The 26,132-nt window shown below is 75.0% G+C and carries 24 protein-coding genes; 12 read left to right on the forward strand and 12 right to left on the reverse strand.

The annotated features are described in order from the left end of the window. Window positions 1-14 precede the first annotated feature (14 nt). The 5 genes from ACZ514_RS24895 to tdh form a co-directional block, all read right to left on the reverse strand. Window positions 15-476, reverse strand: a complete 462-nt coding sequence (locus ACZ514_RS24895; RefSeq protein ID WP_468696437.1) for a hypothetical protein — start codon at window positions 474-476, stop codon at window positions 15-17. Between the two features lie 38 nt (window positions 477-514). Continuing rightward, entirely contained in the window at window positions 515-754 is a 240-nt protein-coding gene (locus tag ACZ514_RS24900; RefSeq protein ID WP_469125697.1) for a phosphotransferase-like protein, read from the reverse strand. Between the two features lie 119 nt (window positions 755-873). Continuing rightward, window positions 874-1,788: a LysR family transcriptional regulator gene (locus ACZ514_RS24905; RefSeq protein WP_468165940.1), complete on the reverse strand. Its 915-nt coding sequence runs from the start codon at window positions 1,786-1,788 to the stop codon at window positions 874-876. A gap of 12 nt (window positions 1,789-1,800) precedes the next feature. Further along, entirely contained in the window at window positions 1,801-3,009 is a 1,209-nt protein-coding gene (locus tag ACZ514_RS24910) for a glycine C-acetyltransferase (RefSeq protein ID WP_469125698.1), read from the reverse strand. A gap of 285 nt (window positions 3,010-3,294) precedes the next feature. Next, entirely contained in the window at window positions 3,295-4,323 is a 1,029-nt protein-coding gene (tdh, locus tag ACZ514_RS24915; RefSeq protein WP_468165938.1) for an L-threonine 3-dehydrogenase, read from the reverse strand. 227 nt (window positions 4,324-4,550) lie between these two features. On the opposite strand from tdh, the gene ACZ514_RS24920 reads away from it, so the two are divergent. Beyond that, complete coding sequence (locus ACZ514_RS24920; RefSeq protein WP_468696430.1) at window positions 4,551-5,462, forward strand: alpha/beta hydrolase fold domain-containing protein; 912 nt, start codon at window positions 4,551-4,553, stop codon at window positions 5,460-5,462. Between the two features lie 50 nt (window positions 5,463-5,512). Here the strand turns inward: ACZ514_RS24920 and ACZ514_RS24925 are convergent, their stop codons facing one another. After that, window positions 5,513-6,226, reverse strand: a complete 714-nt coding sequence (locus tag ACZ514_RS24925; RefSeq protein WP_468696429.1) for a class I SAM-dependent methyltransferase — start codon at window positions 6,224-6,226, stop codon at window positions 5,513-5,515. A gap of 102 nt (window positions 6,227-6,328) precedes the next feature. Continuing rightward, the gene (locus ACZ514_RS24930; RefSeq protein WP_468165932.1) at window positions 6,329-7,237 is read right to left on the reverse strand and encodes a LysR family transcriptional regulator; all 909 of its coding nucleotides are present in this window, start codon (window positions 7,235-7,237) and stop codon (window positions 6,329-6,331) included. A 257-nt stretch (window positions 7,238-7,494) separates the two neighbouring features. Here ACZ514_RS24930 and ACZ514_RS24935 point away from each other — a divergent pair, with 257 nt between their 5' ends. The 3 genes from ACZ514_RS24935 to ACZ514_RS24945 all read left to right on the forward strand — a co-directional run bounded on the left by ACZ514_RS24935 (window position 7,495) and on the right by ACZ514_RS24945 (window position 12,943). Then, a complete protein-coding gene (locus tag ACZ514_RS24935; protein WP_469125699.1) occupies window positions 7,495-8,904 on the forward strand; it encodes an MFS transporter in 1,410 nt (469 codons plus the stop codon). Window positions 8,905-8,908: 4 nt separating this feature from the next. Next, complete coding sequence (locus tag ACZ514_RS24940; RefSeq protein ID WP_469125700.1) at window positions 8,909-11,134, forward strand: PP2C family protein-serine/threonine phosphatase; 2,226 nt, start codon at window positions 8,909-8,911, stop codon at window positions 11,132-11,134. A 402-nt stretch (window positions 11,135-11,536) separates the two neighbouring features. Further along, complete coding sequence (locus ACZ514_RS24945; protein WP_468165925.1) at window positions 11,537-12,943, forward strand: APC family permease; 1,407 nt, start codon at window positions 11,537-11,539, stop codon at window positions 12,941-12,943. A gap of 72 nt (window positions 12,944-13,015) precedes the next feature. Here the strand turns inward: ACZ514_RS24945 and ACZ514_RS24950 are convergent, their stop codons facing one another. Beyond that, window positions 13,016-14,809 carry a glycoside hydrolase family 15 protein gene (locus ACZ514_RS24950; RefSeq protein WP_468165923.1) on the reverse strand — a complete coding sequence of 598 codons (1,794 nt, stop codon included), beginning with the start codon at window positions 14,807-14,809 and terminating at the stop codon, window positions 13,016-13,018. 55 nt (window positions 14,810-14,864) lie between these two features. Beyond that, a complete protein-coding gene (locus ACZ514_RS24955; protein ID WP_469125701.1) occupies window positions 14,865-15,422 on the reverse strand; it encodes a DoxX family membrane protein in 558 nt (185 codons plus the stop codon). Between the two features lie 113 nt (window positions 15,423-15,535). On the opposite strand from ACZ514_RS24955, the gene ACZ514_RS24960 reads away from it, so the two are divergent. Together ACZ514_RS24960 and ACZ514_RS24965 are read left to right on the forward strand one after the other, a co-directional pair. Then, window positions 15,536-16,000 carry a MarR family winged helix-turn-helix transcriptional regulator gene (locus ACZ514_RS24960; RefSeq protein ID WP_468165919.1) on the forward strand — a complete coding sequence of 155 codons (465 nt, stop codon included), beginning with the start codon at window positions 15,536-15,538 and terminating at the stop codon, window positions 15,998-16,000. 62 nt (window positions 16,001-16,062) lie between these two features. After that, window positions 16,063-16,626 (forward strand): dihydrofolate reductase family protein, encoded by a 564-nt coding sequence (locus ACZ514_RS24965; RefSeq protein WP_468165917.1) that lies wholly within the window; start codon window positions 16,063-16,065, stop codon window positions 16,624-16,626. Window positions 16,627-16,671: 45 nt separating this feature from the next. Here the strand turns inward: ACZ514_RS24965 and ACZ514_RS24970 are convergent, their stop codons facing one another. Next, window positions 16,672-17,103, reverse strand: a complete 432-nt coding sequence (locus ACZ514_RS24970) for a cupin domain-containing protein (RefSeq protein ID WP_468696414.1) — start codon at window positions 17,101-17,103, stop codon at window positions 16,672-16,674. A 169-nt stretch (window positions 17,104-17,272) separates the two neighbouring features. Between ACZ514_RS24970 and dhaK the strand changes: the two genes are divergently transcribed. Genes dhaK through ACZ514_RS24985 form a run of 3 tightly spaced genes read left to right on the forward strand, consistent with a single transcriptional unit; the run spans window position 17,273 to window position 19,333 of the window. Further along, a complete protein-coding gene (dhaK, locus tag ACZ514_RS24975; RefSeq protein WP_469125702.1) occupies window positions 17,273-18,280 on the forward strand; it encodes a dihydroxyacetone kinase subunit DhaK in 1,008 nt (335 codons plus the stop codon). A 40-nt stretch (window positions 18,281-18,320) separates the two neighbouring features. Continuing rightward, a complete protein-coding gene (gene dhaL, locus ACZ514_RS24980) occupies window positions 18,321-18,929 on the forward strand; it encodes a dihydroxyacetone kinase subunit DhaL (protein ID WP_469125703.1) in 609 nt (202 codons plus the stop codon). Continuing rightward, entirely contained in the window at window positions 18,926-19,333 is a 408-nt protein-coding gene (locus ACZ514_RS24985; RefSeq protein ID WP_468696408.1) for a PTS sugar transporter subunit IIA domain-containing protein, read from the forward strand. Before dhaL ends, ACZ514_RS24985 begins: the two co-directional genes overlap by 4 nt. A 109-nt stretch (window positions 19,334-19,442) precedes the next feature. On the opposite strand, the gene ACZ514_RS24990 is transcribed toward ACZ514_RS24985, so the two are convergent. Then, window positions 19,443-19,853, reverse strand: coding sequence for an RNA-binding S4 domain-containing protein (locus tag ACZ514_RS24990; protein ID WP_468165907.1), 411 nt, complete (start codon window positions 19,851-19,853; stop codon window positions 19,443-19,445). 183 nt (window positions 19,854-20,036) lie between these two features. Between ACZ514_RS24990 and modA the strand changes: the two genes are divergently transcribed. The 3 genes from modA (at window position 20,037) to ACZ514_RS25005 (ending at window position 24,009) form a co-directional block, all read left to right on the forward strand. Continuing rightward, complete coding sequence (gene modA / locus ACZ514_RS24995; RefSeq protein ID WP_469125704.1) at window positions 20,037-20,858, forward strand: molybdate ABC transporter substrate-binding protein; 822 nt, start codon at window positions 20,037-20,039, stop codon at window positions 20,856-20,858. Between the two features lie 152 nt (window positions 20,859-21,010). Beyond that, window positions 21,011-22,954, forward strand: a complete 1,944-nt coding sequence (locus ACZ514_RS25000) for an ABC transporter permease (protein WP_469125705.1) — start codon at window positions 21,011-21,013, stop codon at window positions 22,952-22,954. Between the two features lie 194 nt (window positions 22,955-23,148). Further along, window positions 23,149-24,009, forward strand: a complete 861-nt coding sequence (locus tag ACZ514_RS25005) for a DUF4328 domain-containing protein (protein ID WP_469125706.1) — start codon at window positions 23,149-23,151, stop codon at window positions 24,007-24,009. Window positions 24,010-24,012: 3 nt separating this feature from the next. Here the strand turns inward: ACZ514_RS25005 and ACZ514_RS25010 are convergent, their stop codons facing one another. Continuing rightward, window positions 24,013-26,121, reverse strand: a complete 2,109-nt coding sequence (locus ACZ514_RS25010) for a SpoIIE family protein phosphatase (protein WP_469125707.1) — start codon at window positions 26,119-26,121, stop codon at window positions 24,013-24,015. Between the last annotated feature and the right edge of the window lie 11 nt (window positions 26,122-26,132).

The following is a 26,132-nucleotide window of genomic DNA, read 5'->3' on the forward strand; positions in this document are numbered from 1 at the left end:
GACGCTTCATGTCGTCACTGACCGGAAGGCCCCCGCTGTGCGGGGCGGAGGACGGGATCGATCGCCGCCAGGCTCTGGTGCAGCCGACGGGCCCCCCGGGCAACACGGTCGTCGGTGCCGCCCGACATCTCCTCACAGAGCCGTAGCGCCTCGTCCAGATCGTCCGAGAAGATGCTGAAGACATCGAGGATCGCGGTGTGGATGTGATCGGCGTGGTTGTCGTCGGCGCCTGCCAGTGCGGACGCGACTATCGCCAGTCCGGCCCTGTCCTTTCGCCGGAGCAAGCCCTCCGCGGTCCGCCGGGTGACGAAGGTGTCACCACGGTCGAGCACAAGCCCCAGCAGCGGCTCCACGGCCTCCGGCATCTCGGCGAACCCTGCCAGACCGTGACCGGCATCCGCCCGGTCGCGCCAGTCCTCGCTTCGCCCGAGTTCGCCCAGCGTCACGACCACCGCACGCCGCAGGTCACTGTCCACGGACTCGCCCGCCCCTTCCCACGGTTCCGGTCAAAATATCACCGAGGCGCCCTGCCGGATGGTCGCCAGGACAGGTCCTGGGGAACCGCGGGCCGGGCGAGGCGGGCGGCGATGGTGCGGGCGCAGGCCGGGGACTCCGTGTGCGTGGTGTCCGCCTCCAGGTCGTAGGAGACCCCTTCGTGGACCACGGCCGCCTGGGTCGCCGCCGTGCCCCCGGCGTGCGGTCGCCGCGCGCCACCTCCGCATCCTCGCGGGCAGGGCGTCGGCGAAGGAATCACTGCCGAACGCCGGCCGCGGGTCGGGCAGTTCGGCCTGGAGGCAGCACACGGTCCCGGACTTCCCCGGGCTGGTACGGCCGCTCCCGGCCCGGCGCGTGCCGGTTTCGGCGCCCGGCCGCTCAGTGGGCCGGGACCCGCTGGGCCGCGTGGGTCAGGGCCGCCAGGACCGGGGCGATCAGCGGGTGGGTCTCGGCTCCGCGACGGGTGGCGGCGAAGACCCGGCGGGTGGCGGCCGGGCCCGCGACGGGGCGTACGCGGACCTCCCGGAGGTCCATGCCGCGCAGCGCCGAACGCGGCACCAGCGCCACCCCCGCGCCCGCTCCGACGAGGGCCGTCACCGCCCGGAAGTCGTCCGAGGAGTGGACGAAGCGCGGCTGGAAGCCCGCCAGTTCACATGCCAGCAGGGTCACGTCGTGGCACGGGTTCCCCGGGTACTGGCCGACCCAGTCCGCGTCGGAGAGGTCCGCCAGCGCCACGGCGGGCAGCCCGGCGAGCGGATGCCCGGACGGCAGCACCGCGTCGAAGGGTTCCGCGTACAGCGGGAGCACCGACAGCCGGCCGTCGTCGGCGCCCGGCGCGCCCCGGTACTCCACCGCCAGCGCCAGGTCGGCCTCCCCGGCGAGCAGCAGCGGCAGGCTCTGGTCGCCCTCCGCGTCGCGGACCCGGAGCCGGATGCCCGGGTGCTCCACGGCGAGGCGGGCGATGGCGGGGGCCAGTACCTCGGCGATGCCGGTCGCGAAGGCCGCCACCGTGACCTCACCGGCGGAACCGCCCGCGTACGCGGCGAGTTCCGCCTCGGCGCGCTCCAGCTGGGCCAGCACCTCGTGCGCGTGGCCCAGCAGGATCTCGCCGGCCGCCGTGAGCCGTACGCCCCGGCCGCTGCGGGTCAGCAGCGCGTGGCCGGTCTCCTGCTCCAGCGCGGCCAGCTGCTGGGAGACGGCGGAGGGGGTGAGGTACAGGGCTGCGGCCGCGGCGGTCACCGTACGGTGGTCCGCCACGGCCCGCAGGATGCGCAGCCGGCGGGGGTCGATCACACCCCCATGATGTCAGCCCTGAGCAGCGGAAAGCGTCGCGCGGGCGTCCACGAAGGCGGCCACCGCGCGCTCCACGTCGGCCGTCGAGTGGGCCGCCGAGAGCTGGACGCGGATCCGGGCCGCGCCGAGGGGAACGACCGGGTACGAGAACCCGATCACGTACACGCCGCGCTCCAGCAGCAGCTCCGCCATCCGGCCCGCCTCGGCGGCGTCGCCGATCATGACGGGGGCGATGGCGTGGTCGCCGGGCAGGATCTCGAAACCGGCCTCGGTCATCTTCGTGCGGAAGAGCTTCGTGTTGGCCGTGAGCCGCTCGCGCAGGTCGTCGGCGGACTCCAGCAGGTCGAGGACCTTCAGGGAGGCGGCGGCGATGACCGGGGCGAGGGAGTTGGAGAAGAGGTACGGGCGCGAGCGCTGGCGCAGCAGTTCGACGATCTCGGCGCGCGCGGCGACGTAGCCGCCGGAAGCGCCGCCGAGGGCCTTGCCGAGGGTGCCGGTGATGATGTCGACGCGGTCCATCACCCCGTGCAGCTCCGGGGTGCCGCGGCCGCCGGGGCCGACGAAGCCGACGGCGTGCGAGTCGTCGACCATGACCATGGCGTCGTAGCGGTCGGCGAGGTCGCAGATCTCGGTGAGCGGGGCGACGTAGCCGTCCATGGAGAAGACGCCGTCGGTGACGATGAGCTTGCGGCGGGCGCCGCCCTCGGTGGCCTCCTTCAGGCGCGCCTCCAGCTCGGCCATGTCGCGGTTGGCGTAGCGGAAGCGGCGGGCCTTCGACAGCCGGATGCCGTCGATGATGGAGGCGTGGTTGAGGGCGTCGGAGATCACCGCGTCCTCGGCGCCGAGCAGGGTCTCGAAGACGCCGCCGTTGGCGTCGAAGCAGGAGGAGTAGAGGATCGTGTCCTCCTGGCCGAGGAAGGCCGACAGGCGGACCTCCAGCTCCTTGTGCACCTCCTGGGTACCGCAGATGAAGCGGACGGAGGCCATGCCGTAGCCCCAGCGGTCGAGCGCGTCCTTCGCGGCGGCGACCACGTCGGGGTGGTCGGCCAGCCCGAGGTAGTTGTTGGCGCAGAAGTTCAGCACCTCGCCGGGGGCGCCGCCCGCGGTGACGGCGACGGCGGCGTTCTGCGGGGTGCCGATGACGCGCTCGGGCTTGTGCAGGCCCGCGGCGCGGATCTCGTCGAGGGTGGTGCGGAGGTCTTCGCGTACGGACTCGAACATGGGCTTCGGATTCTCCTTGTGCGGATCGCCGTCCGGCGGACGGGGAGGAGGGGGCCGGGCCCCGCGGAGGGGGGAGGGTGGGCGGGGCCCGGCCCGGAGGGAGATGGTCTCGTGCGGTGGCCGCGGCCCGGTCCCCCGCGGTCCCGGCCGGGAAGGCGGGCGCCGGGCGCCGGTCCCGGTCCGGATCCCGGCTGCGGGAGGTCGGAGCGGGGGCCCGGATCCGGGGCCGGGCCGGGGTACCCGGGGCTCGGGGGCCCCGGCCGGCGGCCTGGCGGCCGTGCGGCCTCAGGCCGTCCAGTCCAGGATGATCTTGCCGCTGCGGGCGGTCGCGGCCTCGTCGAAGGCGGCCTGGAAGTCGCGGTGCGAGTAGCGGCCGGTGATGACCGGGGACAGGTCGAGGCCGCCCTCCAGCAGCACGGTCATCGCGTACCAGGTCTCGAACATCTCGCGGCCGTAGATGCCCTTGATGGTGATCATCGAGGTGACGACCTTCGCCCAGTCCACCGGGAACTCCTGGGCCGGGAGGCCGAGCATGGCGATCCTGCCGCCGTGCGTCATGTTGTCGATCATGTCGCGCATCGCCTCGGCGCGGCCGGACATCTCCAGGCCGACGTCGAAACCCTCGCGCAGCCCCAGCCGGGTCTGCGCCTCGGCGATGGAGGACTCGGCGACGTTCACCGCGAGCGTGGCGCCCGCCTTGCGCGCGATGTCCAGGCGCTCGGGGCTGACGTCGGTGATGACCACGTTGCGCGCCCCGGCGTGCCTGGCCACGGCGGCCGCCATGATGCCGATGGGGCCCGCGCCGGTGATCAGCACGTCCTCGCCGACCAGCGGGAAGGACAGCGCCGTGTGCACCGCGTTGCCGAAGGGGTCGAAGATGGCCGCCACGTCGAGGTCCACGGCGGTCCGGTGCACCCATACGTTCTGCGCGGGCAGCACGACGTACTCCGCGAAGGCCCCGTCGCGTCCGACGCCGAGCCCGACCGTGGAGCGGCACAGGTGGCGGCGGCCGGCCAGGCAGTTGCGGCACTTGCCGCACACCAGGTGGCCCTCGCCGCTGACCAGGGCGCCGGTCTCGATGTCGCGCACGTCCGCGCCGACGGCCGCGACCTCGCCGACGAACTCGTGGCCGAGGACCAGCGGGGTCTTCACCGCGCCCTGCGCCCAGCCGTCCCAGGCACGGATGTGCAGGTCGGTGCCGCAGATGCCGGTGCGCAGCACCTTGATCAGCACGTCGCCGGGGCCGTACTCGGGCTCGGGGACGTCCATGAGCCACAGCCCGGGCTCGGCCTTGTGCTTGACGAGTGCCTTCATGGCGGTGGCTCCAGGCATGCGGAAGGGAGCGCCGCTCCCGCTGGTGCGCGGGGGGCGTCAGTGACGGGGACCAATCTGCCGATCGGCCCGGTGATCAGTCCATCGAGACTTTCTTAAGCGGGCCGACAGCGCAGCTTCACGCCTATGCTCCTCCCGTGACGGGGAGGGGACCGGGGGGCGGCAGCCGCGCTATGGTCCCTCACCGGGGAAAAGGGGAGGTGAGGGGCGTGCCGAGTCTGCGCAGCAGGGCGCTGTCGGCCGCACTGGTCGCGATGCGGCGGCGCAAACGGTTCACGACCGCCGAGGCGGTGCGCGCGGCCGTGGCTCAGGCGGCCCGCAGGCCCGCTTCCCATCTGCCCCCGCGTTCGCTGGGTCGGGTGGCGGAGCTGTCGCGGACCTTCGTCGGGGCCTGGCCGGTGTACGACGCCTCGCCGCGCGGCGAGGAGCCCGTGGCCCAGGTGCTGTACGTGCACGGCGGCGCGTACATCGGTGAGCTGGTCCGGCCGCACTGGTCGCTGATCCGGACCCTGGTGACGCGGGCCCGGGCCCGGGTGGTCGTGCCCGCGTACGTGCTCGCCCCGCGCGGGACCGCCGACCGGAACGTCCCCGTGGCCGCCGATCTGCTGAGCGGCCTGATCGAGAGCGGCGGCGCGGGCGGAACGGTACTGATCGGGGACTGTGCCGGTGCCGGGCTGGCGCTGGCCGCCGCGCAGCGGCTGCGGGAGCGCACGGGTGCGCAGCCGTCGCGGATCGTGCTGATCTCCCCGTGGCTGGACGTGAGCATGAGCCACCCCGGCCAAGGGGCGCTGGAGGCGGCCGATCCGGTGCTGGCGAGGGCCGGTCTGGCCGAGGCGGGACGGCTGTACGCGGGCACCCTCGCGGTGGACGACCCCCGGGTGAGCCCGCTGTACGGCTCCTTCGAGGGGCTGGCGCCCCTGACGGTGTTCACGGGCAGCCGGGACGTGCTGGCCCCCGACAGCCAGGAGCTGCGGCGGCGGGCCGGGGCGGCCGGGGTCCGGGTGGAGTGGCACGAGGAACCGGGCCTGCCGCACGGGTACCCGCTGCTGCCGGTCCCGGAGGGGCGGGCGGCCCGGGACAGGATCGTCGAGCTGGTCGGGGAGACCGCGGACGGCGGCTAGACCGGCCGGAGCCGCACCGCCCGGGGCCGGGCGGTGCGCGCCGGGCGGGGTCAGGCGGTGCACGTCATGAGCGAGCTGACCGGCCAGGCCCGGTACGCCGTCCAGTACGCCTCGTCACGCGCGGCGTCGGCGGGCGGGGTGCGGGAGGGCTGCCAGCCGACGGTGCTGAAGCCCGCGTCGACGGCGGCTTCGGCGAAGTCGGCGTGCGCCCATTCGCGGTACTCGAAGTGCTGCGGGGGTTCCGTCAGGAACTGGGCCTTCAGCAGCGGGGCGTCCCCCTCCGGCACCCGGTCGAGGATGCGCATCCCGTACGGGGACCAGTCCACGCGCGGGTACGCGCCGGGGTTGCGCACGAGCGACAGCAGCCGTCCACCGGGGCGCAGGTTGGCCCGGATGCCGCGGAACATGGCGTGCAGGGCCGCCCGGTCGGGGGCGTGGTTGAACAGGTAGACGGCGGTGGCGAGGTCGAAGGGACCGAGCTGCGGCATGTCGGCGGCGTCCGCGACCACGTACTCGACGGCGCAGGGGGGAGCGGACGCGCGGGCCCGGCGGACCCGGTCCGGGCAGCTGTCCACGCCGACGGTGCGCCGGGCGCCGCCGCTCGCCAGCAGTGCGGCGGTGCCGCCGTGCCCGCAGGCCACGTCGAGGGTGTCGAGGTCGCGGACCCCGCCGAGGGCGTCGAGGGCGGTGCTGAGGGTGAAGGCGTCGGCCGCCGTGAAGGCGGCGCGGGGCGCCGGGTGCGTGTCGTCGTACGGGGGTCGCATGCCGGATGCCTCCCCGGCGGGGGCGCGGCTGACGGCGTGCGCGGTGCCGCGTCCCCCCTTCGGGGGAGGCGTTCGGCGCATCGAGGCTCCGGGGGCGCCCCGTCAGCCGGGCAGCAGCTCGCGGGCGCAGGCGCGCAGCCAGACGTGCGCCGGGTCGGCGTCGTGGCGGGGGTGCCAGGCGAGCCCCACGGGCAGCGGCGGGAGCTCCAGGGGGACTTCGAAGGTGACGAGGCCGAGGGCCTCGGCCTGGGGGACGCTGCGGGAGGCGATCAGGCCGATCAGGTCGGTGTCCCGCAGCACGAAGAGGGAGGCCGGGAAGGAGCCGACGCCACCCACGACCCGCCGGGACAGCCCCCGTTCGGCCAGGGCGGTGTCCACCGGCCCTTCCAGCCTGCCGCGCCGCGAGACGGTCAGGTGTTCCCCCGCGGCGAACCGGCGGGCGGTGATCCGGCCGCGCAGCAGCGGGTGTCCGCCGCGTACGACGCCCAGCATCCGGTCGTCGAAGAGGTGCTCGCTGCGCACCTCGGGGGCGCGGCTGTCGATGACGCCGAGTTCCAGGTCCGCGACGCCCTCGCGCAGCACCGGCAGGTCGACGTGGCTCTCGGACAGGAACCGCAGCCGTACCCCGGGGGCCTCGCGGGCCGTCCGCCGGAAGAGCGCGGCTCCGAACGCGGCGGCGAAGGAGTCGTGGGCCAGGACGGTGAAGGTGCGGGTCAGGGTCGCCAGGTCCACCTGGCCGCCCGTGAGGAACAGGGCGCGGGCCCGCTCCACCACGGCGCGGACCTCGCCCTGGACGGACAGGGCGTGCGGAGTGGGGACCATCGTGCGGCCGGCCCTGACCAGCACGGGATCGCCGAGGGCCTTGCGGATCCGGCCCAGGGTGCGGCTCATGGCGGGCTCGGACAGGTGCAGGCGGGCGGCGGCGCGGGAGACGCTCGACTCCTCGAGGAGGACGTCGAGGGCGAGGAGAAGGTTGAGGTCCAGCCCCGAGGCGGATTGCGTCACGCGCATTCATCCCTTGCAGAACTTGCACTGGAAAGCAGGTCACGCCAACCCTACGGTGATCTGCGGGGTGTTCGAGCAGACCGGACCGGACCGGACAGGACAGGGCCCGGACCGCCCCCGCGCATCCCGTCCCCACCGACCGTCGACTCCCAGGAGGAGCCGTGCTCCGCCGTGCCCGCACACCGTCCCCGCCGCCCCCGCTCACGCCGTCGTCGCCACCGCCGCCGGACGACGCTTCCGCGGCCGGTCCCTCCCGTGCCGCCGTGCTCGCGCTCTGCGCCTGCGTGCTCGTCGCCCAGGGCATGGTCGCCGCAGTGAACCTGCTCATCCCGCAGCTCGCCGCCTCCGCCCTGCACCCGGGCCCGGAACAGCTGCTGTGGTCGGTCGACGCGTACGTGATCGTCTTCGCCGCGCTGCTGATCCCGGCCGGGGCGCTCGGCGACCGCTACGGCCGCAAGGGCGCCCTGCTGGCCGGGCTCGGCCTGTTCGCCGCGGGCGGGGCCGTCAGCGCGCTCGCCGCCGCCCCCGCCACGCTGATCGCGGGACGCGGGCTGTGCGGGGCCGGAGCGGCGCTGATCATGCCCGCCACCATGTCCGTACTGGTCCACCTGAGTCCGCCCGAGCGGCGCGGGCGGGCGCTCGCCACCTGGACGCTGTCCGCCGGCCTCGGGGGTCTGGCGGGGAACGTGGCGGGCGGTCTGGCCGGGGAGTTCCTGACCTGGCGGGCCCTGTTCTGGGCCGTCGTCCCGCTGGGCGCGCTGCTCGCCCTCGCCGTGGCCCGCGCGGTGCCGCGTACGCCTTCGCGCGCGGACGCGGCCGTCGACCCGCTCGGCGCCCTGGTCCTGGCGGGGGCGCTGTTCGCGGTGGTCCACGGCATCATCGAGGGGCCCGCGCACGGCTGGTCCTCGGTCCGGGTCCTGGGCTCCTTCGGGGGCGGGGCGGTGCTGCTGGCCGCCTTCACCGCACACGCGCTGCGCGCCGCCCGCCCCCTGCTGGACCCGCGGGTCTTCGCCTCGCGCGGGCTGCGCGCGGGGACGCTCGGCATCGGCGCCGCCTTCTTCGGGCTCTTCGCCCTGTTCTTCGTCAACGCCCAGTACCTCCAGTACGCCAAGGGGTTCTCGCCGGCCCTGGCGGGGCTGGCGATCGTCCCGCTCACCGTCGGCATGGCGGTGGTGCCCCGGTTCGGCGCGCGGCTCGCGGAGCGGACGGGGCCGCGGCTGCCGGTGGGGGCGGGGATGCTGCTGATCGCAGCCGGGCTGCTGCTGGTGTCGGCCGCCGACGCGGGCACCCCGTACGCCGCGTACGCGGGCTGCCTGCTGGTCCTGTCGGTGGGCACCGGGCTGTGCGCGCCCGCGCTGACGCTGACGGTGGTCTCGGAGCTGCCGGCGCACCAGGCGGGGCTGGGCTCGGGGCTGAACACCGCCGCGCGGGAGATCGGCGCGGCGCTGGGGGTGGCGGTGGTCGGGACGGTGCTGGCCTCACGGTTCCACGGGGACCCGGCGGACCCCGCGCGGGCGGCCGCCTTCACCGACGCCATGGGGGTGGCGCTGCGGACGGTGGCGGCCGTGCTGGTCGTCGCCTCGGCGGTGGTGGTCCGGGGGTACCGGGGTGCGGGCGGGGGGCGGAGCCCGGGCCGCGCGGGTGCAGCCGCCGGGGGCGAGGGCGCATCCTGACTGTGTGACGGCGAGAGCGGACAGCGGCGGCCCCTCCCCCGTCGCCACGGGCGGGGCGCTCGCACGGGCGGCGGCCGGAGCGATGGGGGCCGTCGGCGGGTACGCGGGCAGTGTCTACCTGCGCTCCGATACGGACGGGCTGCTGCGGATGGCCGTGGTCACGGGGCTGCCGGTGCGGTTGTTCCGGCCCTGGTGGCGGATGCAGGTGAACCGGCCGTACCCCGTCGCCGAGGCGTACCGCACCGGACAGTCCGTGCACCTGCCGGACGCGGAGGCCGCGATGCGGCGCTTCCCGCAGCTGATGGCCGGGCTGCCGTTCCCGTTCGGGTCGTTCTACGAGCCGGTCACCGCCGGCGGAGAGCGGTTCGGGGTGCTGCTGGTGCTGCGGCCCGCGACGCCCGGCGAGGAGCTGGGGGCCGGTGCCCGGGAGCGGCTGCGGGAGGTCGCCGCCGGGCTGGCGGGGGAGCTGGCCGCGCTGGACGCCGCCGGGGAAGCGGTCCGCTGGGACGGCGACCCGCTGTGCGTACCCGTGCCCGCGTCCGCCGCCGCGGACGAGGCCCGGGAGGCCGTGGACCGGCTCGGGACGGCGGTCCTGTCCGTGGACCGGCAGGGCGGCATCGTCTTCGCCAACACCGCCACCGGGGAGCTGCTCGGGCGGGACGCGCCGGGGTTGCGGGGACGCGTGCTGTGGGAGGCGCTGCCCTGGCTCGGCCACCCCGCCTACGAGGACCACGTACGGGGGGTGTTCGTCTCGGGCGAGCCGGTGCGCTTCACGGCCCGGCGGGGCCCTCCGCCGGACGGCGACGCCCGCCCCGGCACCGGCCCCGGCACCGGCGCGGACGCGGAGTGGCTGTCCGTGGGCCTGCACCCGGGGCCGTCGGGGGTGACGGTCACCCTGGAGGCCGCCGACCCTCCCGCCTACGCTCCCGGGTCGGTGAGCCGCCCCGGCGCCGGGATCGGTTCGCCGGCGGACCGGGCCTCCTCCCTCTACCGGCCGGTTGCCCTGGCCATCGCGCTGACCGAGGCGGTCACCGCGCGCCAGGTGTCGGCCGTGGTCGCCGAGGAGCTGCTGCCCGCGTTCGGCGGCCGGCAGCTGGCGATCTACGTGCTCGACGAACGGCACCTGTACCTCGCCTCGGAGACCGGTTTCCCCAAGGGGTTCCTGAACCGGTTCGACGGGGTCTCGCTCCACGAACGGCTCCCGGGCGTGGAGACCCTGACCTCGGGCCGGCCGCTGTTCTTCGAGTCGATGGAACGCCTCGCGGAGGCCTATCCGGGGATCCCGCTGGACGCCGAGGTCGGGGCCCGGGCCTTCCTGCCGCTCATCGCCTCCGGCCGCCCGGTCGGCTCCTGCATCCTGGGCTTCGACCAGCGCCGCGGCTTCAGCCCGGAGGAGCGTACGGTCCTCACCGCGCTGGCGGGCCTGATCGCGCAGGCCCTGGAGCGGGCGCGGCGCTACGACAGCGAGGCGGCGCTGGCCCGGGGGCTCCAGGCCGCGCTGCTGCCGCACCGGCTGCCGGTGCGGGGCGAGGTGACCACGGTGGGCCGGTACCTGGCCGGGACGGACGGCATGGAGGTCGGCGGCGACTGGTACGACGTCGTCGAGACGGCCGGGGGCCGGCTGGCGCTGGTCATCGGCGACGTCCAGGGCCACGGGGTGGCGGCGGCCGCCGTGATGGGCCAGCTGCGCAGCGCCGTACGGGCCTTCGCGCTCAGCGGCAACGACCCGGAGCAGGTGGTGCGGGGGACGAACCAGCTGCTGATCGACCTGGACCCGGGGCAGTTCGCCAGCTGCTGCTACGTCCTGCTCGACCCGGGCTCCGGCCGCGCCCTGGCCGTCCGCGCCGGGCACCCGCAGCCGCTGCTGCGGCACGCCGACGGCCGGGCCGAGGTGCTGGACCTGGCGGGCGGGGTGGTGCTGGGCGTCGACCCCGGGGCGCGGTACCCGGTGACGGAACTGGAGCTGGCGCCGGGCGCGGTACTGGCCCTGTACACCGACGGGCTGGTGGAGACGCCGGGCGCGGACATCGACGACGGCGTGGAGCGGCTGCGGGCGGCGCTGGCCGCGGCCCGGCCGTCCCCGCTGACGGAGACGGCCGACCGGCTGGTCGCCGAGGCGGCCCGTACCGCCGACCGCCCGGACGACATCGCCCTCCTCCTCGCCTCCCGCGATCCGGCCCCGCCCCCTGCCGCCGGCGCCGCGCCGGAGCCGCCCGCCGGACCCTCCTGACAGCGGCGGCCGCCCCCGCCGCACGCACCCGCCCAGCGGCCCCCGCCGGAACGAGTCGGGCGCATGCGGCATAGACCCCCAGGCGCGGCCAGAAGCCCCGCCCGGCGCCCCGCCGGCCCCCGCGGCACGTCTCGCGGTCCGGCGAACCGGAAGGAAATTCGCCGGTCCCCGCTGCGGTTCCCGCACCGGCGGGCCGGCCTACGTTTACACGCCCTTTACGCCCGGATCACGGGGCGGCGACCCTCGTGCACGACGGATTCCGCAGCGGAACGGCTATTGACCTGCGGATCCGGTGGAGCTTGCATAGCGGCCCGGGAGCCACCGAACGAGTACCCCCACCGCCCCGGAGGCGATACCGCTCCCGCACTCCTTCACCGCCCTGCCGATCGGAACAACGTAGCGATGACTGACACGATCAGCGCACCCCAGGCCCTCGCGCCGGCCACCGGTCCCACCCCGCCGAAACTCAAGCGTTCCATCGGTGTCGTCGGCGGCACCCTGCTCACGCTGTCCTGCGTGACACCCGCCTCGACCCTCTTCGTCGTCGTGCCCGACCTCTTTTCCAGCCTCGGCACCTGGACCGCGCTCACCATCGCCATCGGCTCGCTGCTCTGCGTCGGCGTGGCGTTCTGCTACTCGGAGCTGGGCACGCTCATCCCCAGCGCCGGCGGCGAGTACGCCATGGTGTCCACGCTCGCGGGCCGGCTCGCCGGCTGGCTCGTCTTCGTGCTGTCCCTGCTCGTGGTGATGATCGTGCCGCCGGTGATCGCCATGGGCACGGCCGACTACCTGGCCCCGGTGATCGACGTACCGGCCCCGCTGGCGGGCGCCGCGGTGATGCTGCTCGCCACCCTCGCCGGTCTGCTGGACCTGCGGGCCAACGCCTGGATCACGGGCGTCTTCCTCGTCCTCGAGGTGATCGCCGCCGCGCTGGTCGCGGTGCTCGGCTTCGCGCACGGCGAGCGGGGGGCCGACGCCCTGGTGCGGGGCTCGGTCGCGGCCGAGGGCGGCGGCGTGTCCACGGTGACGGCCATGATGGTGGTGTCCGGGCTGGCGATCGCGCTCTTCGTCACGCAGGGCTTCTCCACCGCCGTGTACCTCTCCGAGGAGCTGGAGCAGCCGCGCCGCGACGTCCCGCGGACCGTGCTGGCGACCCTGGCGATCTCCGCGGCCGTCATCCTCGTCCCGGTCATCGGGATCACCGTGGGCGCCCCGGACCTGGAGGCGCTGGCCTCCGGCGACCTCGGCGCGATGGTGACGGCCTGGTCGAACTCGGCCGTCGGAACCTTCGTCAGCCTCTGCGTGGCCCTGGCCATCGTCAACGCCGGCATCGTCATGGTCATCCAGAACTCCCGGGTGCTCTTCGCCTCGGCCCGCGACAAGGCCTGGCCCGAGCCGGTCAACCGCGGCCTGTCGCGCCTGGGCCGCTTCGGCTCGCCGTGGGTGGCCACCCTGCTCGTCGGCCTGCCGGGCGCGGCCATGTGCTTCGTGAACCTCGACACCCTGTACGGGGTGACCGGCGTGTCGGTGACCGGCATGTACCTGCTGGTCGCGGTCGCCGCGCTGTACAGCCGGCGCGGGGCGCACGGCGAGAGCGCCGCCTGGCGGATGCCGCTGTGGCCGGCCGTGCCGGTGGTGCTGATCCTCGTGTTCGCGTACATCCTGACGCAGCAGGAGACCGAGTACCTGCTGTGGACCGGCGGCATCACCGCCGCGGCCACCGTCTACTGGGCGCTCTACCTGCGACCGCACAAGGACTCGCGCTGGCTGGTCAGCGTCCCCGACACCGAGGAGACGCGGGAGGCGTAGCCCCTACCCGCGCCCGGAGTACAGCCCCGGGGGCCGCCGCGATCCGCGGCGGCCCCCGGGGCGCGGGCGGGTTCAGCCGGCGGCTGGGCCGGCGGACAGGGTGACCGCGGTGTTCACCAGGCCGACGTGGCTGAACGCCTGCGGGAAGTTGCCGAGCTGGCGGCCGGCGCGGGGGTCGTACTCCTCGGCCAGCAGACCCACGTCGTTGCGCACCGCCAGCAGCCTCTCGAAGAGCTCGCGGGCCTCCTTGGTCCGGCCGGTCATGTGCAGGGCGTCGGCCATCCAGAACGAACAGGCCAGGAAGGCGCCCTCGTCTCCCGGGAGCCCGTCGACGGGGAGGCCCTCGGTGCTGTAGCGGCGGACCAGTCCGCCGCTGCCCAGTTCCTCCCACACGGCGTCGATGGTGCCGGTCACGCGGGGGTCGTCGGGCGGGAGGAAACCGACGCGGGGGATGAGCAGGGTGGCCGCGTCCAGCTCGCGGGAGCCGTAGTACTGGGTGAAGGTGCCGCGCTCGGGGTCGTAGCCCTTCTCGCAGACGTCGCGGTGCACCTCGTCCCGCATGGCCCGCCAGCGCTCGACGTCGCCCGGCAGGTCGGGGGCGGCCTCCAGGGTCCGCACGGCCCGGTCGGCGGCGACCCAGGCCATCACCTTGGAGTGCGTGAAGTGGCGGCGCGGCCCGCGCACCTCCCACAGCCCCTCGTCGGGCCGGCGCCAGTTGCGTTCCAGGAAGTCGAGGAAGGACAGCTGGATCTTCCAGGCGTGCCGTTCCGAGGCCAGCCCGGAGGCCCGGGCCAGGTGGAGGGCGTCCAGGACCTCTCCGTACACGTCCAGCTGGAGCTGGTTCACGGCGGCGTTGCCGACCCGGACGGGGGCGGAGCCCTCGTACCCGCGCAGCCAGGGCAGCTCGGTCTCGGGGATGCGGCGTTCGCCGGAGATGCCGTACATGATCTGGAGATCGGCGGCGTCGCCCGCGATGGCACGCAGGAGCCAGGACCGCCAGGCACGGGCCTCGTCCAGGAAACCGGTGGACAGGAGGGCCCCCAGGGTCAGGGTGGCGTCGCGCAGCCAGCAGTAGCGGTAGTCCCAGTTGCGGACCCCGCCGATCTCCTCGGGCAGTGAGGTGGTGGCGGCGGCGGCGATCCCGCCGGTGGGGGCGAACGTGAGGGCCTTGAGGGTGATCAGTGAGCGGGTCACGGCCTCCCGGTAGGGCCCCTCGTAACGGCACTGGGCGGTCCAGTCGCGCCAGTCGGCGAGGCTGTGCTCCAGCGCCTCGTACGGGTCGACGGTCTCGGGCCGGGGCTCGTGCGAGGGGTGCCAGGTCAGCACGAAGGCGACCTTCTCCCCCGGGCCGACGGTGCATTCCGACCGGGTGCTGCGGTCCTCGCCCCAGGTCCGTACGGGCGGCTCGCTGCGGAACCACGCCGAGTCGGGTCCGGCGATCGCGACGCGGTCGCCCTCGCTGCGCCGGACCCAGGGCACGACGTGGCCGTAGTCGAAGCGCAGGCGCAGGGTGCTGCGGACGGTGACCCGGCCGGAGACCCCCTCGACGATCCGCATGACGTCGGGCGCGCTGTCGCGCTGCGGCATGAAGTCGACGACCTTGACGGTGCCTTCGTCGGTCTCCCAGTAGGACTCGAGGGCCAGCGAGCCGTCGAGGTACGCCCGCCGCGTACACCGCTCGCCCTCCTCGGCGCCGGCCGGGGCGATGCGCCAGTGGCCGTTCTCCTTGTCGCCGAGGAGGGCGGCGAAGCAGGCGGCGGAGTCGAAGTGGGGCAGGCACAGCCAGTCGATGGACCCGTCACGGCCGACCAGTGCGCAGGTCATCAGGTCGCCGATGAGTGCGTAGTCTTCGATGGGTTGTGTCATTCATCCGCTTTTCCCGCAAAGGCGGGGGGTCAATCAGTCTGCCCGCAAGGGTGTTTCAGTGACGGACGAGCAGGACGAGGACGGCGAGGACCACGCCGAGGGCGAGGGCCCCGGCGCCGAGGGCCGGCCGGTGGGTGCGCAGGGCGGGGACCGGCAGGAGGCGGTCGACGGCGTGGCGGCCGGGACCGGTGAGGGTGAGGGCGGCCGCGGCGACGGCCAGCAGGAGCTCGTACTCCATGCCCTTCGGGGCGAAGAAGGCGCCGGCGCCGTGGACGGCCAGGGCGTTGATCATCGTGCCGGTGACGGCCGCTCCGGCGAGGGGGGTGAGCAGGCCCAGGGCGAGTCCGAGGCCGCCCAGGGTCTCGGCGAGGCCGGCGACGGCGGCCATGGCGTCGCCCGCCGGGTAGCCGGCGGCGCTGAAGAACCGGCCGGTGCCGCCGATCCCGCCGCCGCCGAACCAGCCGAAGAGCTTCTGGGTCCCGTGGGCGGCGACGGTGAGGCCGAGCACGACGCGCAGCAGGAGCAGTCCGGCGTCGTGGGCGCGGGCGTCGGCCGCGGGCGCGGCGGGGGCTTCTGCCGCGGTCTTCGTCAGGGTGGCGGAGGCGCTGGTCATGGGGGTCCTTCCGGTGGGTCTTCGCGGCCCGAGGGGAGATTGGTTCAAATTCGAACCGGCGACGCGAGCCTAGCTACTGATTCAAATTCGAACAACTCGTGTACCCTGGCGCCATGGCTGACACGAGATGGCTGGACGACCGCGAGATGCGGGCCTGGAGGGGTTTCCTGGCCGCGTCGGCCCTGGTGAACCGGCGTCTCGACCAGCAGCTCAAGGACGACTCGGGACTTTCCCACCCCCAGTACGAGATCCTCGTGCGGCTCGCCGCGGCACCCGGCCAGGAGCTGCGCATGACGGAACTCGCGAACGGGCTGATCAACTCCAAGAGCGGCCTGACCTACCAGGTGGGGCAGCTGGAGAAGGCCGGCCTGGTCCGCCGCCGCAGCTGTCCCTCCGATGTGCGCGGGATCTTCGCCGTCCTCACCGACGCCGGCCGTGCCCGCCTGGAGGAGGCGGCCCCGGGCCACGTCACCACCGTGCGCGAGGTCCTCGTCGACGTCCTCACCCCCGAGCAGCTGGACGCCCTGGCGGACGGGCTCGGAGAAGTCAGCCGCCGCCTGCGCGACCAGGGCGCCTGACGCCGGGCCCGGCTCCGCGCCGGACCGCGCGCCCGAGACCCGCTTCGTGAAAGGCTGGCGCCGTGCGAAGACTGATCTACGCCATGAACGTGAGCCTGGACGGCTACATCGCCGCGCCCGGCGACGACATCGGCTGGAGCGTGCCGAGCGACGAGCTGTTCGGGTTCTGGTCCGACCGGTTGCCGGCGACCGAATTGGCGCTGTACGGGCGCAAGCTGTGGCAGACGATGAGCTCCTACTGGCCGACCGGCGACCGGCTGCCCACCGCCACCCCTGCGGAGAAGGAGTACGCGCGCCGCTGGCGGGACATGCCGAAGGTGGTGTTCTCCTCGACGATCGGCACGGTCGACTGGAACACCCGCCTGGTCACCGGCGACGCGGTCGCCGAGATCACCCGTCTGAAGGCCGAGGACGGCGGCCCGATGGACATCGGCGGCGCGACGCTCGCCGGGGCGGCCATGCGGGCCGGGCTGATCGACGAGTACCTGCTGGCCACCGCGCCGGTCCTGGTGGGCGGCGGCACGCCCTTCTTCACCGCCCTGGACAGCTGGGTGAACCTGAAGCTGGTGGAGACCCGGACGCTTCCCTGCGGCGTGGTCCTGACCAGGTACGAGACGAGGCGCTGAGCGCCCGCACACGACACGACCGCCGCGGGAGCGCGGCTCACCGGCTCAGCCGGCTCCGACGGGCAGCCGACCGAGCCGGCTCTCCAGCCGGGCCGGCAGGGGCAGCAGGCGGACGCCCTCCTGCTCGTCCGGGTCGGTCCGCGCGACCAGGCAGACCACGTCCTGGTCCCCGCTGTTCACCGGCATGTGCGGGGTGTCCGCGGGGACGTAGATGTAGTCACCCGCGCGCAGCACCGTGTGCTCGGACAGGTCCTCCCCGTGCCACACCTCGACCTCGCCGGACTGGATGAAGATGGCCGACTCGTGTCCCTCGTGGAGGTGAGGACGGCCCCGGGTGCCCGCCGGCATCACCAGCCGATGGAGACACAGCCGCTGCGAGCCGGCCGATCGCGCGCTGACGCCCGTTCCGAAGGTGCCGCCCTGGACGCCCTCGTACTGTCCGGTTCGCACGACCGTGCACTGCTTCTGATCTGTCACGTGCGCAGTAGACCAGTCCGCCGGCGGCGGCCGATCGGTTCACGCCACGCCCGTCACCGAAGGCGGTCCGCCCGGCACTGCGGCGCGGTTTCCGAGATCCCGCGGGGCGCCCTGGCCTACCGTCGGCAGCGGGTCACAGGACAGGACTCCACCGCACCGGGAGGTTTCCGTGAAGATGCTCATCAACTCCGCCGACACCGTGGTCTCCGACGCGCTGCGCGGCATGGCCGCCGCGCACCCCGAACTCGACGTCGACGTGGAGCGCCGGGTCGTCGTACGGCGCGACGCGCGGGCCGGCGGGCGGGTCGGGCTGGTGTCCGGGGGCGGGTCCGGGCACGAGCCCCTGCACGCCGGCTTCGTGGGGCCCGGGATGCTCTCGGCGGCCTGCGCCGGGGCCGTGTTCACCTCGCCGGTGCCCGACCAGATGCTGCACGCGGCCGGCGCCGTCGAGGCCGGGCAGGGGGTGCTGTTCGTCGTCAAGAACTACACCGGGGACGTGCTGAACTTCCAGATGGCCGCCGAACTGGCGGAGGAGGAGGGCATCCGGGTGGAGCGCGTGCTCGTCAACGACGACGTCGCCGTGACCGACAGCCTGTACACGGCCGGCCGGCGCGGCACGGGCGCCACCCTCTTCGTGGAGAAGATCGCCGGGGCGGCGGCCGAGGAGGGCGCGCCGCTGGAGGCGGTCGCCGCCCTCGCGCGGCGGGTCAACGACTCGTCCCGCAGTTTCGGGGTGGCGCTCAGCGCCTGCACCACCCCCGCGAAGGGCGGCCCGACCTTCGACCTCCCGGACGGGGAGCTGGAGTTGGGGGTGGGGATCCACGGTGAACCCGGCCGGGAGCGGCGCGCGACGATGACCTCGCGGGAGATCGCGGAGGTGGCGGTGGGGGCCGTACTGGACGATCTCGCCGAGACGGGCCCCACGGCCGGCGGACCGGTCCTGCTCCTGGTCAACGGGATGGGCGCGACCCCGCTGCTGGAGCTGTACGGGTTCCACGCGGAGGTGGCGGCGGTGCTGACGGCGCGGGGCCTGCCGGTGGCGCGGGCCCTCGTCGGAAACTACGTCACTTCGCTGGACATGGCAGGCTGTTCGGTGACCGTGTGCCGGGCGGACGACGAGCTGCTGCGCCTGTGGGACGCGCCGGTACGGACGGCCGCCCTGCGGTGGGGCTGCTGAGCGCGCGGCGCACGTACGGGACGACGGTGGAGGAGACGGGATGCGTGACGCGGAGTTCTTCCGGCGCTGGATGGAGACCGCCGCGACGGCGGTGGAGCGGGAGGCTGACCGGCTGACCGAACTCGACTCCCCCATCGGGGACGCCGACCACGGGGCGAACCTGCTGCGGGGGTTCACGGCCGTACGCGCGGCGCTGGCCGGGGCCGACCCGGCGGCGGCGCCCGGGGCCCTGCTCCAGCTGGCCGGACGCACACTGATCTCCACGGTCGGCGGCGCGTCCGGACCCCTGTACGGGACGCTGCTGCGGCGCACGGGCAAGGAGCTCGGGGAGGCCGCCGAGGTCACCGACGAGGAGTTGCGCGGCGCCCTGGACGCCGGAGTGGACGCCGTGGCCCGGCTGGGCGGGGCGGCGCCGGGCGACAAGACGATGCTGGACGCTCTGGTCCCGGGGGTCGCGGCCCTGGGCACCTCGTACCGTGCCGCCGGGGAGGCGGCGGACGGCGGGGCCCGGGCCACCGTCCCGCTACTGGCCCGCAAGGGCCGCGCCAGCTACCTCGGCGAGCGCAGCGTCGGGCACCAGGACCCGGGAGCCACCTCGGCCGCCCTGCTGCTGGGCGCGCTGGCCGACGCGGCGGAGGGGGCCGCGTGAACGCCGGGGAGCCGGTCGGGATCGTGCTGGTGTCGCACAGCGCCGGGGTCGCGGAGTCGGTGGCGGAGCTGGCGCGGGGGCTCGCGGCGGGCGGGGCGCCGGCTCCGATGGCCCCGGCGGGCGGCACCGCCGACGGCGGGCTCGGCACGAGCGCGGAGCGCATCGCGCGGGCCGCGGCGGCGGTGGACCGGGGGGCCGGGGTCGCGCTCATCGCGGACCTGGGCAGCTCGGTGCTGACGGTGAAGGCGCTCCTCGAGGACGGGGAGCTGCCGCCGGGGTCGCGTCTGGTGGACGCCCCCTTCCTGGAAGGCGCGGTGGCGGCCCTGGTCGCCGCCTCGGCGGGCGCCGCCCTGGAGGCCGTGGCGGCCGCGGCCGAAGAGGCGTACGCCTACCGCAAGGCCTGACGCCCCCCCGGGCCGGAGGGGCGCGCCCCGGCCCCCGGGCCGGCTCCCGGGCCGGCTGCCTGCTCCCGGCTAAAGGGCCCGGCCCGGGGGCGAGTCCGGAAGGGACGGGCTACGGGCGGCCGCGGAGACTTTCGATCTCCCGGCGGTCCCGCTTCGTGGGGCGGCCCGCGCCGCGGTCGCGGATGCCGACCACCGCCGCCTCCACCGGGGTCGGCGGGGGCGGGCTGTTGTCCACGTAGCACTCGGCGGCGACCGGGGGTCCGACCCGCTTCGTCACGGGGCGCCGGACCACGACGATCCGCTCCCGGCCCGCGTGGAAGAGCCGGACCTCGTCGCCCGCCCGCACCTGCTGCGCCGGCTTCGCCCGCTCGCCGTTGACCTTCACGTGCCCCGCCCGGCAGGCGGTCGCCGCGACGGAGCGGGTCTTGGTGAGCCGCACGGACCAGATCCAGGCGTCCACCCGCGCGGTTCCCGTCTCCAGCGGGGCCGCTCCCGCTTCCGTGGTCCTCGTACCGGTCAACGGAGCCTCCGTCCCTTCCCTGCGTCGGCCGTGCCTGCCACGTCCGTCCCGTCCCGACTCTAGCGACCGGGCGGCCGCGGGGCGCAACGGTTTCGGCGGATACCACAAGCGCCACGGCACCTGCGATGGAGAAGCGGCCAAACTAATTGCAGATGCCGCCCTTATGGGCCTACCTTGTCGCACATGCAGCCCCATGCGTCCGTCATCCGCCGCACCCGCCGTATCGCCACCGCCGCGCTCACCGCCGCCCTGCTCGTCCCGCTGTCCGCCTGCGCGAACGGCGGCGGCGCGGGCGGGAAGACGGACGCCGGCGCGCCCTCCTCCCCGGCCGGGGAGGGGGGCGCGCAGCTCACCGTCCTCGCCGCCTCCTCCCTCACCAACGCATTCAGGACGGCGAAGGAGGCCTACGAGAAGTCCCACCCGGGGACCAAGGTGACCCTCTCCTTCGCCGGTTCGCAGGAACTCGCCGCCCAGGTCAAGCAGGGCGCCCCGGCCGACGTGCTGGTCACCGCCGACACCAGGACCATGGACGCCCTCCGGGCCGAGACCGGCGAGGCGACGGTCATCGCGAAGAACCGCCTCGTCATCGCCGCCGGCAAGGGCAACCCCTTCGGGATCGACGAGCTCAAGGACCTCGGCGACCCCAGGGTCAAGGTCGTCCTGGCGGCGCCCGAGGTCCCGGTCGGGCGCTACGGCAAGCAGCTCCTCGACGCCCAGAAGATCGAGGTGAAGCCCGTCTCCCAGGAACCCAGCGTCCGCGCCGTCCTGAGCAAGGTCGAGCTGGGCGAGGCCGACGCCGGGCTCGTCTACAAGACCGACTCCGCCACGTCCGGGGACAAGGTGGTCACCGTGGACATCCCGGACGGCCAGAACGCCGTCGCCTCCTACCCCGCCGCCGCCCTCAAGCAGTCCCGGAACGCCGGAGCCGCCGCCGCGTTCGTGGCCTGGCTGAGCGGCCCCGAGGCGCAGAAGATCCTCCAGGACGCCGGCTTCCAGAAGGGCTAGGAGCATCGGGCCGGTGACCGGGCGGCCCGTGCGGCGCGTCCGGCGCGTCCGGCGCGTCCGGCGCGTCCGGCGCGTCCGGCGCGTCCGGCGCCCGCACCCGTACGCTCCGTGGCATCCCCTCCCCGGCCCCGACCAGGAACCGCCCCCACCCCATGAGCAGACTCCGCACCCGCACCCGGCCCCCCGTGACGCTGGCGCTCCCCGCGCTGCTCGCCGTCGCGTTCCTGCTGCTGCCGCTCGTCGGCATCCTCACCCGCACGCAGTGGGGTGAACTCGGCGGCCACCTCGCCCATCCCGGTGTGGTCACAGCCCTGAAGCTGTCGCTGCTGGTGTCGTTCTGGGCGCTCGGCCTCTCGCTGGTCCTCGGCGTCCCGCTCGCCTGGCTGCTGGCGCGGGTCGAGTTCCGCGGCAAGGCCTTCGTCCGCTCCCTGGTCCTGCTGCCGATGGTGCTCCCCCCGACCGTCGGCGGTGTGGCGCTGCTGCTCGGCTTCGGACGCCGCGGACTCCTCGGGCCGTGGCTGGAGGACACCTTCGGCGTCACGCTCCCCTTCCACACCTCCGGCGCGGTCGTCGCGGCGACCTTCGTCGCCATGCCGTTCCTGGTGATCAGCCTGGAAGGGGCACTGGGCGGGCTGAAGCAGAGCTACGAGGAGACCGCCGCCTCGCTCGGCGCCTCCCCGGTCCGGGTCTTCTTCACGGTGACCATGCCGATGGTGGCGCCCGGCCTGATCGCGGGCGCCGCCCTCACCTGGGCCCGCGCGCTCGGCGAGTTCGGGGCGACCATCACCTTCGCCGGCAACCTCCCGGGCACCACCCAGACCCTGCCGCTCCAGGTGTACCTGCTGCTCCAGGACCAGCCGGAGGCCGCCACCTCGGTGTCGCTGCTGCTGCTCGCCATCGCCATGGGCGTGCTCATCGCCCTGCGCGGCCGGTGGAACGGCACGCCCGTCGCCGCGCGCTCCCGCGGGGGCGGCCCGGAAGCCCCCGCGGTCCCGGCCGGCGCCCCCGCCGCCGTCGCCGTCGCGCAGGAGCCGCCCGTCCCCGTCCCGGCCGACGACGGCCGCTGGGCCCTGCACGCCGACGTGACCGGCTTCAACGAACTCACCCTCGACGCCGGACCCGGCACCACCATCGCCGTGGTGGGCGAGAACGGCGCCGGCAAGACCACCCTGCTGCGCGCCCTGCTCGGCCTGACCCCGCGCGCCCGCGCCGCGCTCCGCCTCGGGGACACCGACGTCACCGCGCTGCCCCCGCACCGGCGGCAGGTGGCCTGGGTCCCGCAGGACGGCGCGCTGTTCCCGCACCTCAACGCCCTGGCCAACACCGCGTACGGGCTGCGGGCCCGCGGGGTGGGGCGCGCCGAGGCCCGCCGTGAGGCACGACTGTGGCTGGACCGGCTCGGCGTGGGCCACCTGGCCCGGCGCCGGCCCGCCCAGCTGTCGGGCGGGCAGGCCCAGCGGGTGGCCCTCGCCCGGGCGTTGGCCGCCCGGCCCCGGCTGCTGCTGCTCGACGAGCCGCTGGCCGCCCTCGACCAGACGACCCGGGCCCACGTGCGGCACACCCTGCGCAGGCACCTGGCGGGCTTCGGCGGGGTCTGCCTGATCGTCACGCACGACCCCGTCGAGGCGGTGTCGCTGGCCGACCGGGTCCTCGTGCTGGCCGACGGGCGCACCCTCCAGGACGCGCCCCCCGCCGAGGTCACCCGGCATCCCCGCTCGCCGTGGGTGGCCAGGATGCTGGGCCGCAACGCCTGGCCCGGCACCGCCTCCGCCGAGGGGCTCGCGCTGGCGGACGGCGGCCGGCTGGTGGTGGCGGAGACGCTGCCCGAGGGGGCGCAGGCCCTGGCGATCATCGCCCCGGAGGCGGTGTCCCTGCACCGGGAGCGCCCGGGCGGCAGTCCCCGCAACGTCTGGCCGGGCACCGTACGGGAGGTCACCTCGGCGGGCAGCCGGCTGCGCGTGCTGGTCTCCTCGGACGACGCGCCCGACCTGGTCGCGGAGATCACCCCGGAGGCGGCCGCCGAGCTCGGTGTGGCCGACGGTGCGCGGGTCTGGACGAGCGTGAAGGCCACGGAGGTCACGCTGGTTCCCCTCTGACCCCTGACGGGAGGCGGAGCGGAACCGTTTGGACGGCGGACGCGGCCCTGACATATGTTCGACGCTGCCCGGCCGGCGCACCGGCAGGCGCCGGTACCCCGTTCGCCGCCGTTCGCCGCCGTTCCTTGCCGTTCACCGCCGTTCAACGCCGTCGTCACCGCGTTCTTCGCACGTCCCGTGGGGGGTCCTTCACCATGTCCTTCAGCGCGCCCGGATCGCCCCCGCCACAGGGGCCCGTACCCCAGCCGCCGTACGGTGCGGCCCCGTACCCGGCCGCCCCCGCGCAGCCGTACCCGGGACAGCCCCACCCCGGCCGGCCCTACCCCGGGCAGCCGTACCCGAGCGGCCCCTACCCGGGGCAGCCCTACCCCGTCGCGCCGCAGCCGGCGGTCCAGCAGCTGCGCTCCCCGCAAGGCCTCTCGACCGCGCTGACGCTGCTGCTCGGCGTCGCGGGCGTGGTCCACCTCTACTCGGCCGCCGCCAACCTCTACGCGTGGTCACTGATGCGGGACGTCGCTGCGGACCCGTCCTCGGTCCCGGACGACTCGCTCGACCGGTCGGACCTGCTGACCGGTCTCGCGGGGGGCCTCAAGGGGCTGTTCCTGGTCGTCACCGCCGTGGTGTTCGTCATCTGGTTCTACCGGGTCCGCGTCAACGGGCAGATCTTCCGTCCCGACGCCTTCACCCTGGGAGACGGCTGGGCGATCGGCTCCTGGTTCGTCCCCGTCGGCAACCTCTTCCTGCCCTACCGGGTGGCCAAGCAGACCTGGGAGGCGAGCGTCCAGCTCGCGCCCGACGGCTCGTACCGCCGCGTGTCCACGGTTCCGGTGACCTCCTGGTGGATCGCGTGGGCCGTGTCGCTGGTCCTCGAACGGGTCTTCAGCGTGCTTTACGCCCGCGCCGGGTCCCCCGAGGGCCTGCGCGACATCTCCGCGTTCGGCGCCGTCGCCGACCTGACGGTGGTCGCCGCGGCCGTCCTCGCGGTGCTGTTCGTCCGGAAGCTGACCGCCCTGCAGAACGTGAAGGCCGCGTACGGCCCGTACGCCGCCGTCTGACGCTCAGCCGCCCGCGGGGCCGTCGGACCGGTGGCGTCCGCCGGCGTCGGCCCGGCCGGGTGCCGGCACCGTGAACTCGCACCAGACGCACTTCCCGGCGCCCCGGGGCTCCACTCCCCAGTCGTCCGCGAGCCGTTCGACGAGCAGCAGCCCCCGGCCCGACACCGCCCAGTCATCGGCCTCGCGGCGGCGGGGCATGGCGCTGCTGTGGTCCTCGACCTCGATCCGGATCCGGCCCGCGGCCGTCAGCCGCAGGGACACCTGCCCGCCCCCGTCGGTGTGGACGAGGGCGTTGACCATCAGCTCGTCCGCGGCCAGTTCGATCTCGTCGGCGCGCTCGCGGGCGCCCCAGGCGGCCGAGGCCGCCCGGATCAGGTGCCGGGCCATCGCCGGGCCGTCCGGGTCCCCGGGCACCAGGCGCTGGTGGAGCGGACCGCCTCCGCGCGGGGCGGGGGCCCCGTGCCGGCGCAGCAGGAGCAGGGCCATGTCGTCCCCGCCGCCCGCGTCCCCGACGAGGCCGCAGAGCACGTCGGCGAGTTCCTCGACGTCGGCGGGGCCGTGCGCGGCCGCCTCCAGGAACTCCCGCATCCCGGTCTCGGAGTCGCCGCCGGGCCGTTCGACGAGGCCGTCGGTGCACAGCAGCAGGGTGTCCCCGGGGTGCAGTTGCAGGGTGGTGACCGGGTAGCCGGAGCCGCTGCCCCGCTGCTCCCGCGGGGGCAGGCCGAGGGGCAGCCCGCCGGCCACCTGGATCCGGTGGCAGCTGCCGTCCCCGCGCCGCACGACGGGGTCGAGGTGACCGGCCCGCACGATGTGCAGCATCCCGGAGTTCAGGTCGAGTTCGGCGTAGGTGCAGGTGGCGAAGCGCTCCGTCGCCAGGTCGCGCAGGAAGGCCGAGGCCCGCGCCATCGCCGTGCCCGGGGTGTGGCCCTCCAGCACGTAGGCGCGGAGCACGATCCGCAGCTGGCCCATGACGGCGGCCGCGTCCGTGTCGTGGCCCTCGACGTCGCCGATCGCCACCCCGACCCGTCCTTCGCCGAGGGGGACCACGTCGTACCAGTCGCCGCCGATGTCCCGCCCGATCCGGGCGGCCCGGTACCGCACCGCGATCCGCGCGCCCGGCACCTCCGGCACCACCCGGGGCAGCATGGCCCGCTGGAGCCCCTCGGCGAGGTCGTGCTCCTGCTCGAAGAGCATGGCCCGCTGGAGTCCCTGCGCGATCCCGCTGCCGAGCGCCACCAGCAGGTTCCGTTCCTCCGCGTTGAAGTCCCCGTCGCGGGCGTACAGCAGCCCGAGCGCGCCGACCGGCCGGCCCTGGGCGACGAGCGGCAGGTACACCCCGCTGCGCACCGCCAGCGGCTCGACGTACGGCCACAGCAGGGGGTAGCGGCGCCGGAACTCCTCCCGCGAGGCGAGGAAGACGGGCTGCATGGTCCGTACGGCCTCGCTCATCGGGAAGTCGGCGTCGATGCGCGTGTACTCGGTCTCGGGTACGTACGAGCCCAGCCGCCCTTCCGCGACCAGGTGGATCCGGCCCCCTTCGACGACGCCCAGCATCACGCTGACGGCGCCGAGGTGTCCGAGGGCCTCGGGGTCCTTGAGGACGTCGGTCACGTCGTTGACGGTGCGGGCGTGCGCCAGGATCGCGGTGGTCCGCTCGACGACCCCGGTCATCCGGCGCCGGCCCTCGTCCCGCTCGCCCGCCGCCCCGGGCTCACCGGGGTCCTCGGCGGCGTCGCGCAGGATCCCGATGACCCGGTACGCGCGGCCGTGCGGGTCCCGGAGGATGTGGCCCTGGACATGGGTCCAGGCCGTCGAGCCGTCCTCGCCCAGGGTGCGGAAGTACGCGCCGTAGTGGCTGCGGCCGTCCCTCAGCGCCTGCTCCACGCGGCCGTCCAGCCGTGCTCCGTCGCCCGGGACGACACGGCGGCGCAGCCCGGCGGGGGTCCCGTCGAACTGTTCCGGGCGCAGGCCGAGGACCTCGAGGGCGGTGGTGTCCAGGTACATGCGCCCGCTGTCGAGGTCCCAGTCGAAGGTGCCCATCCGGTTGAGCGCGAGGCTCAGGTCGGGCCGCGCGGGCCAGTCGACCTCCGGGGTCCGTCCCCGCTGGTCCATGCAGCCAGGGT

This window comes from Streptomyces sp. NPDC034086 (assembly GCF_055575515.1).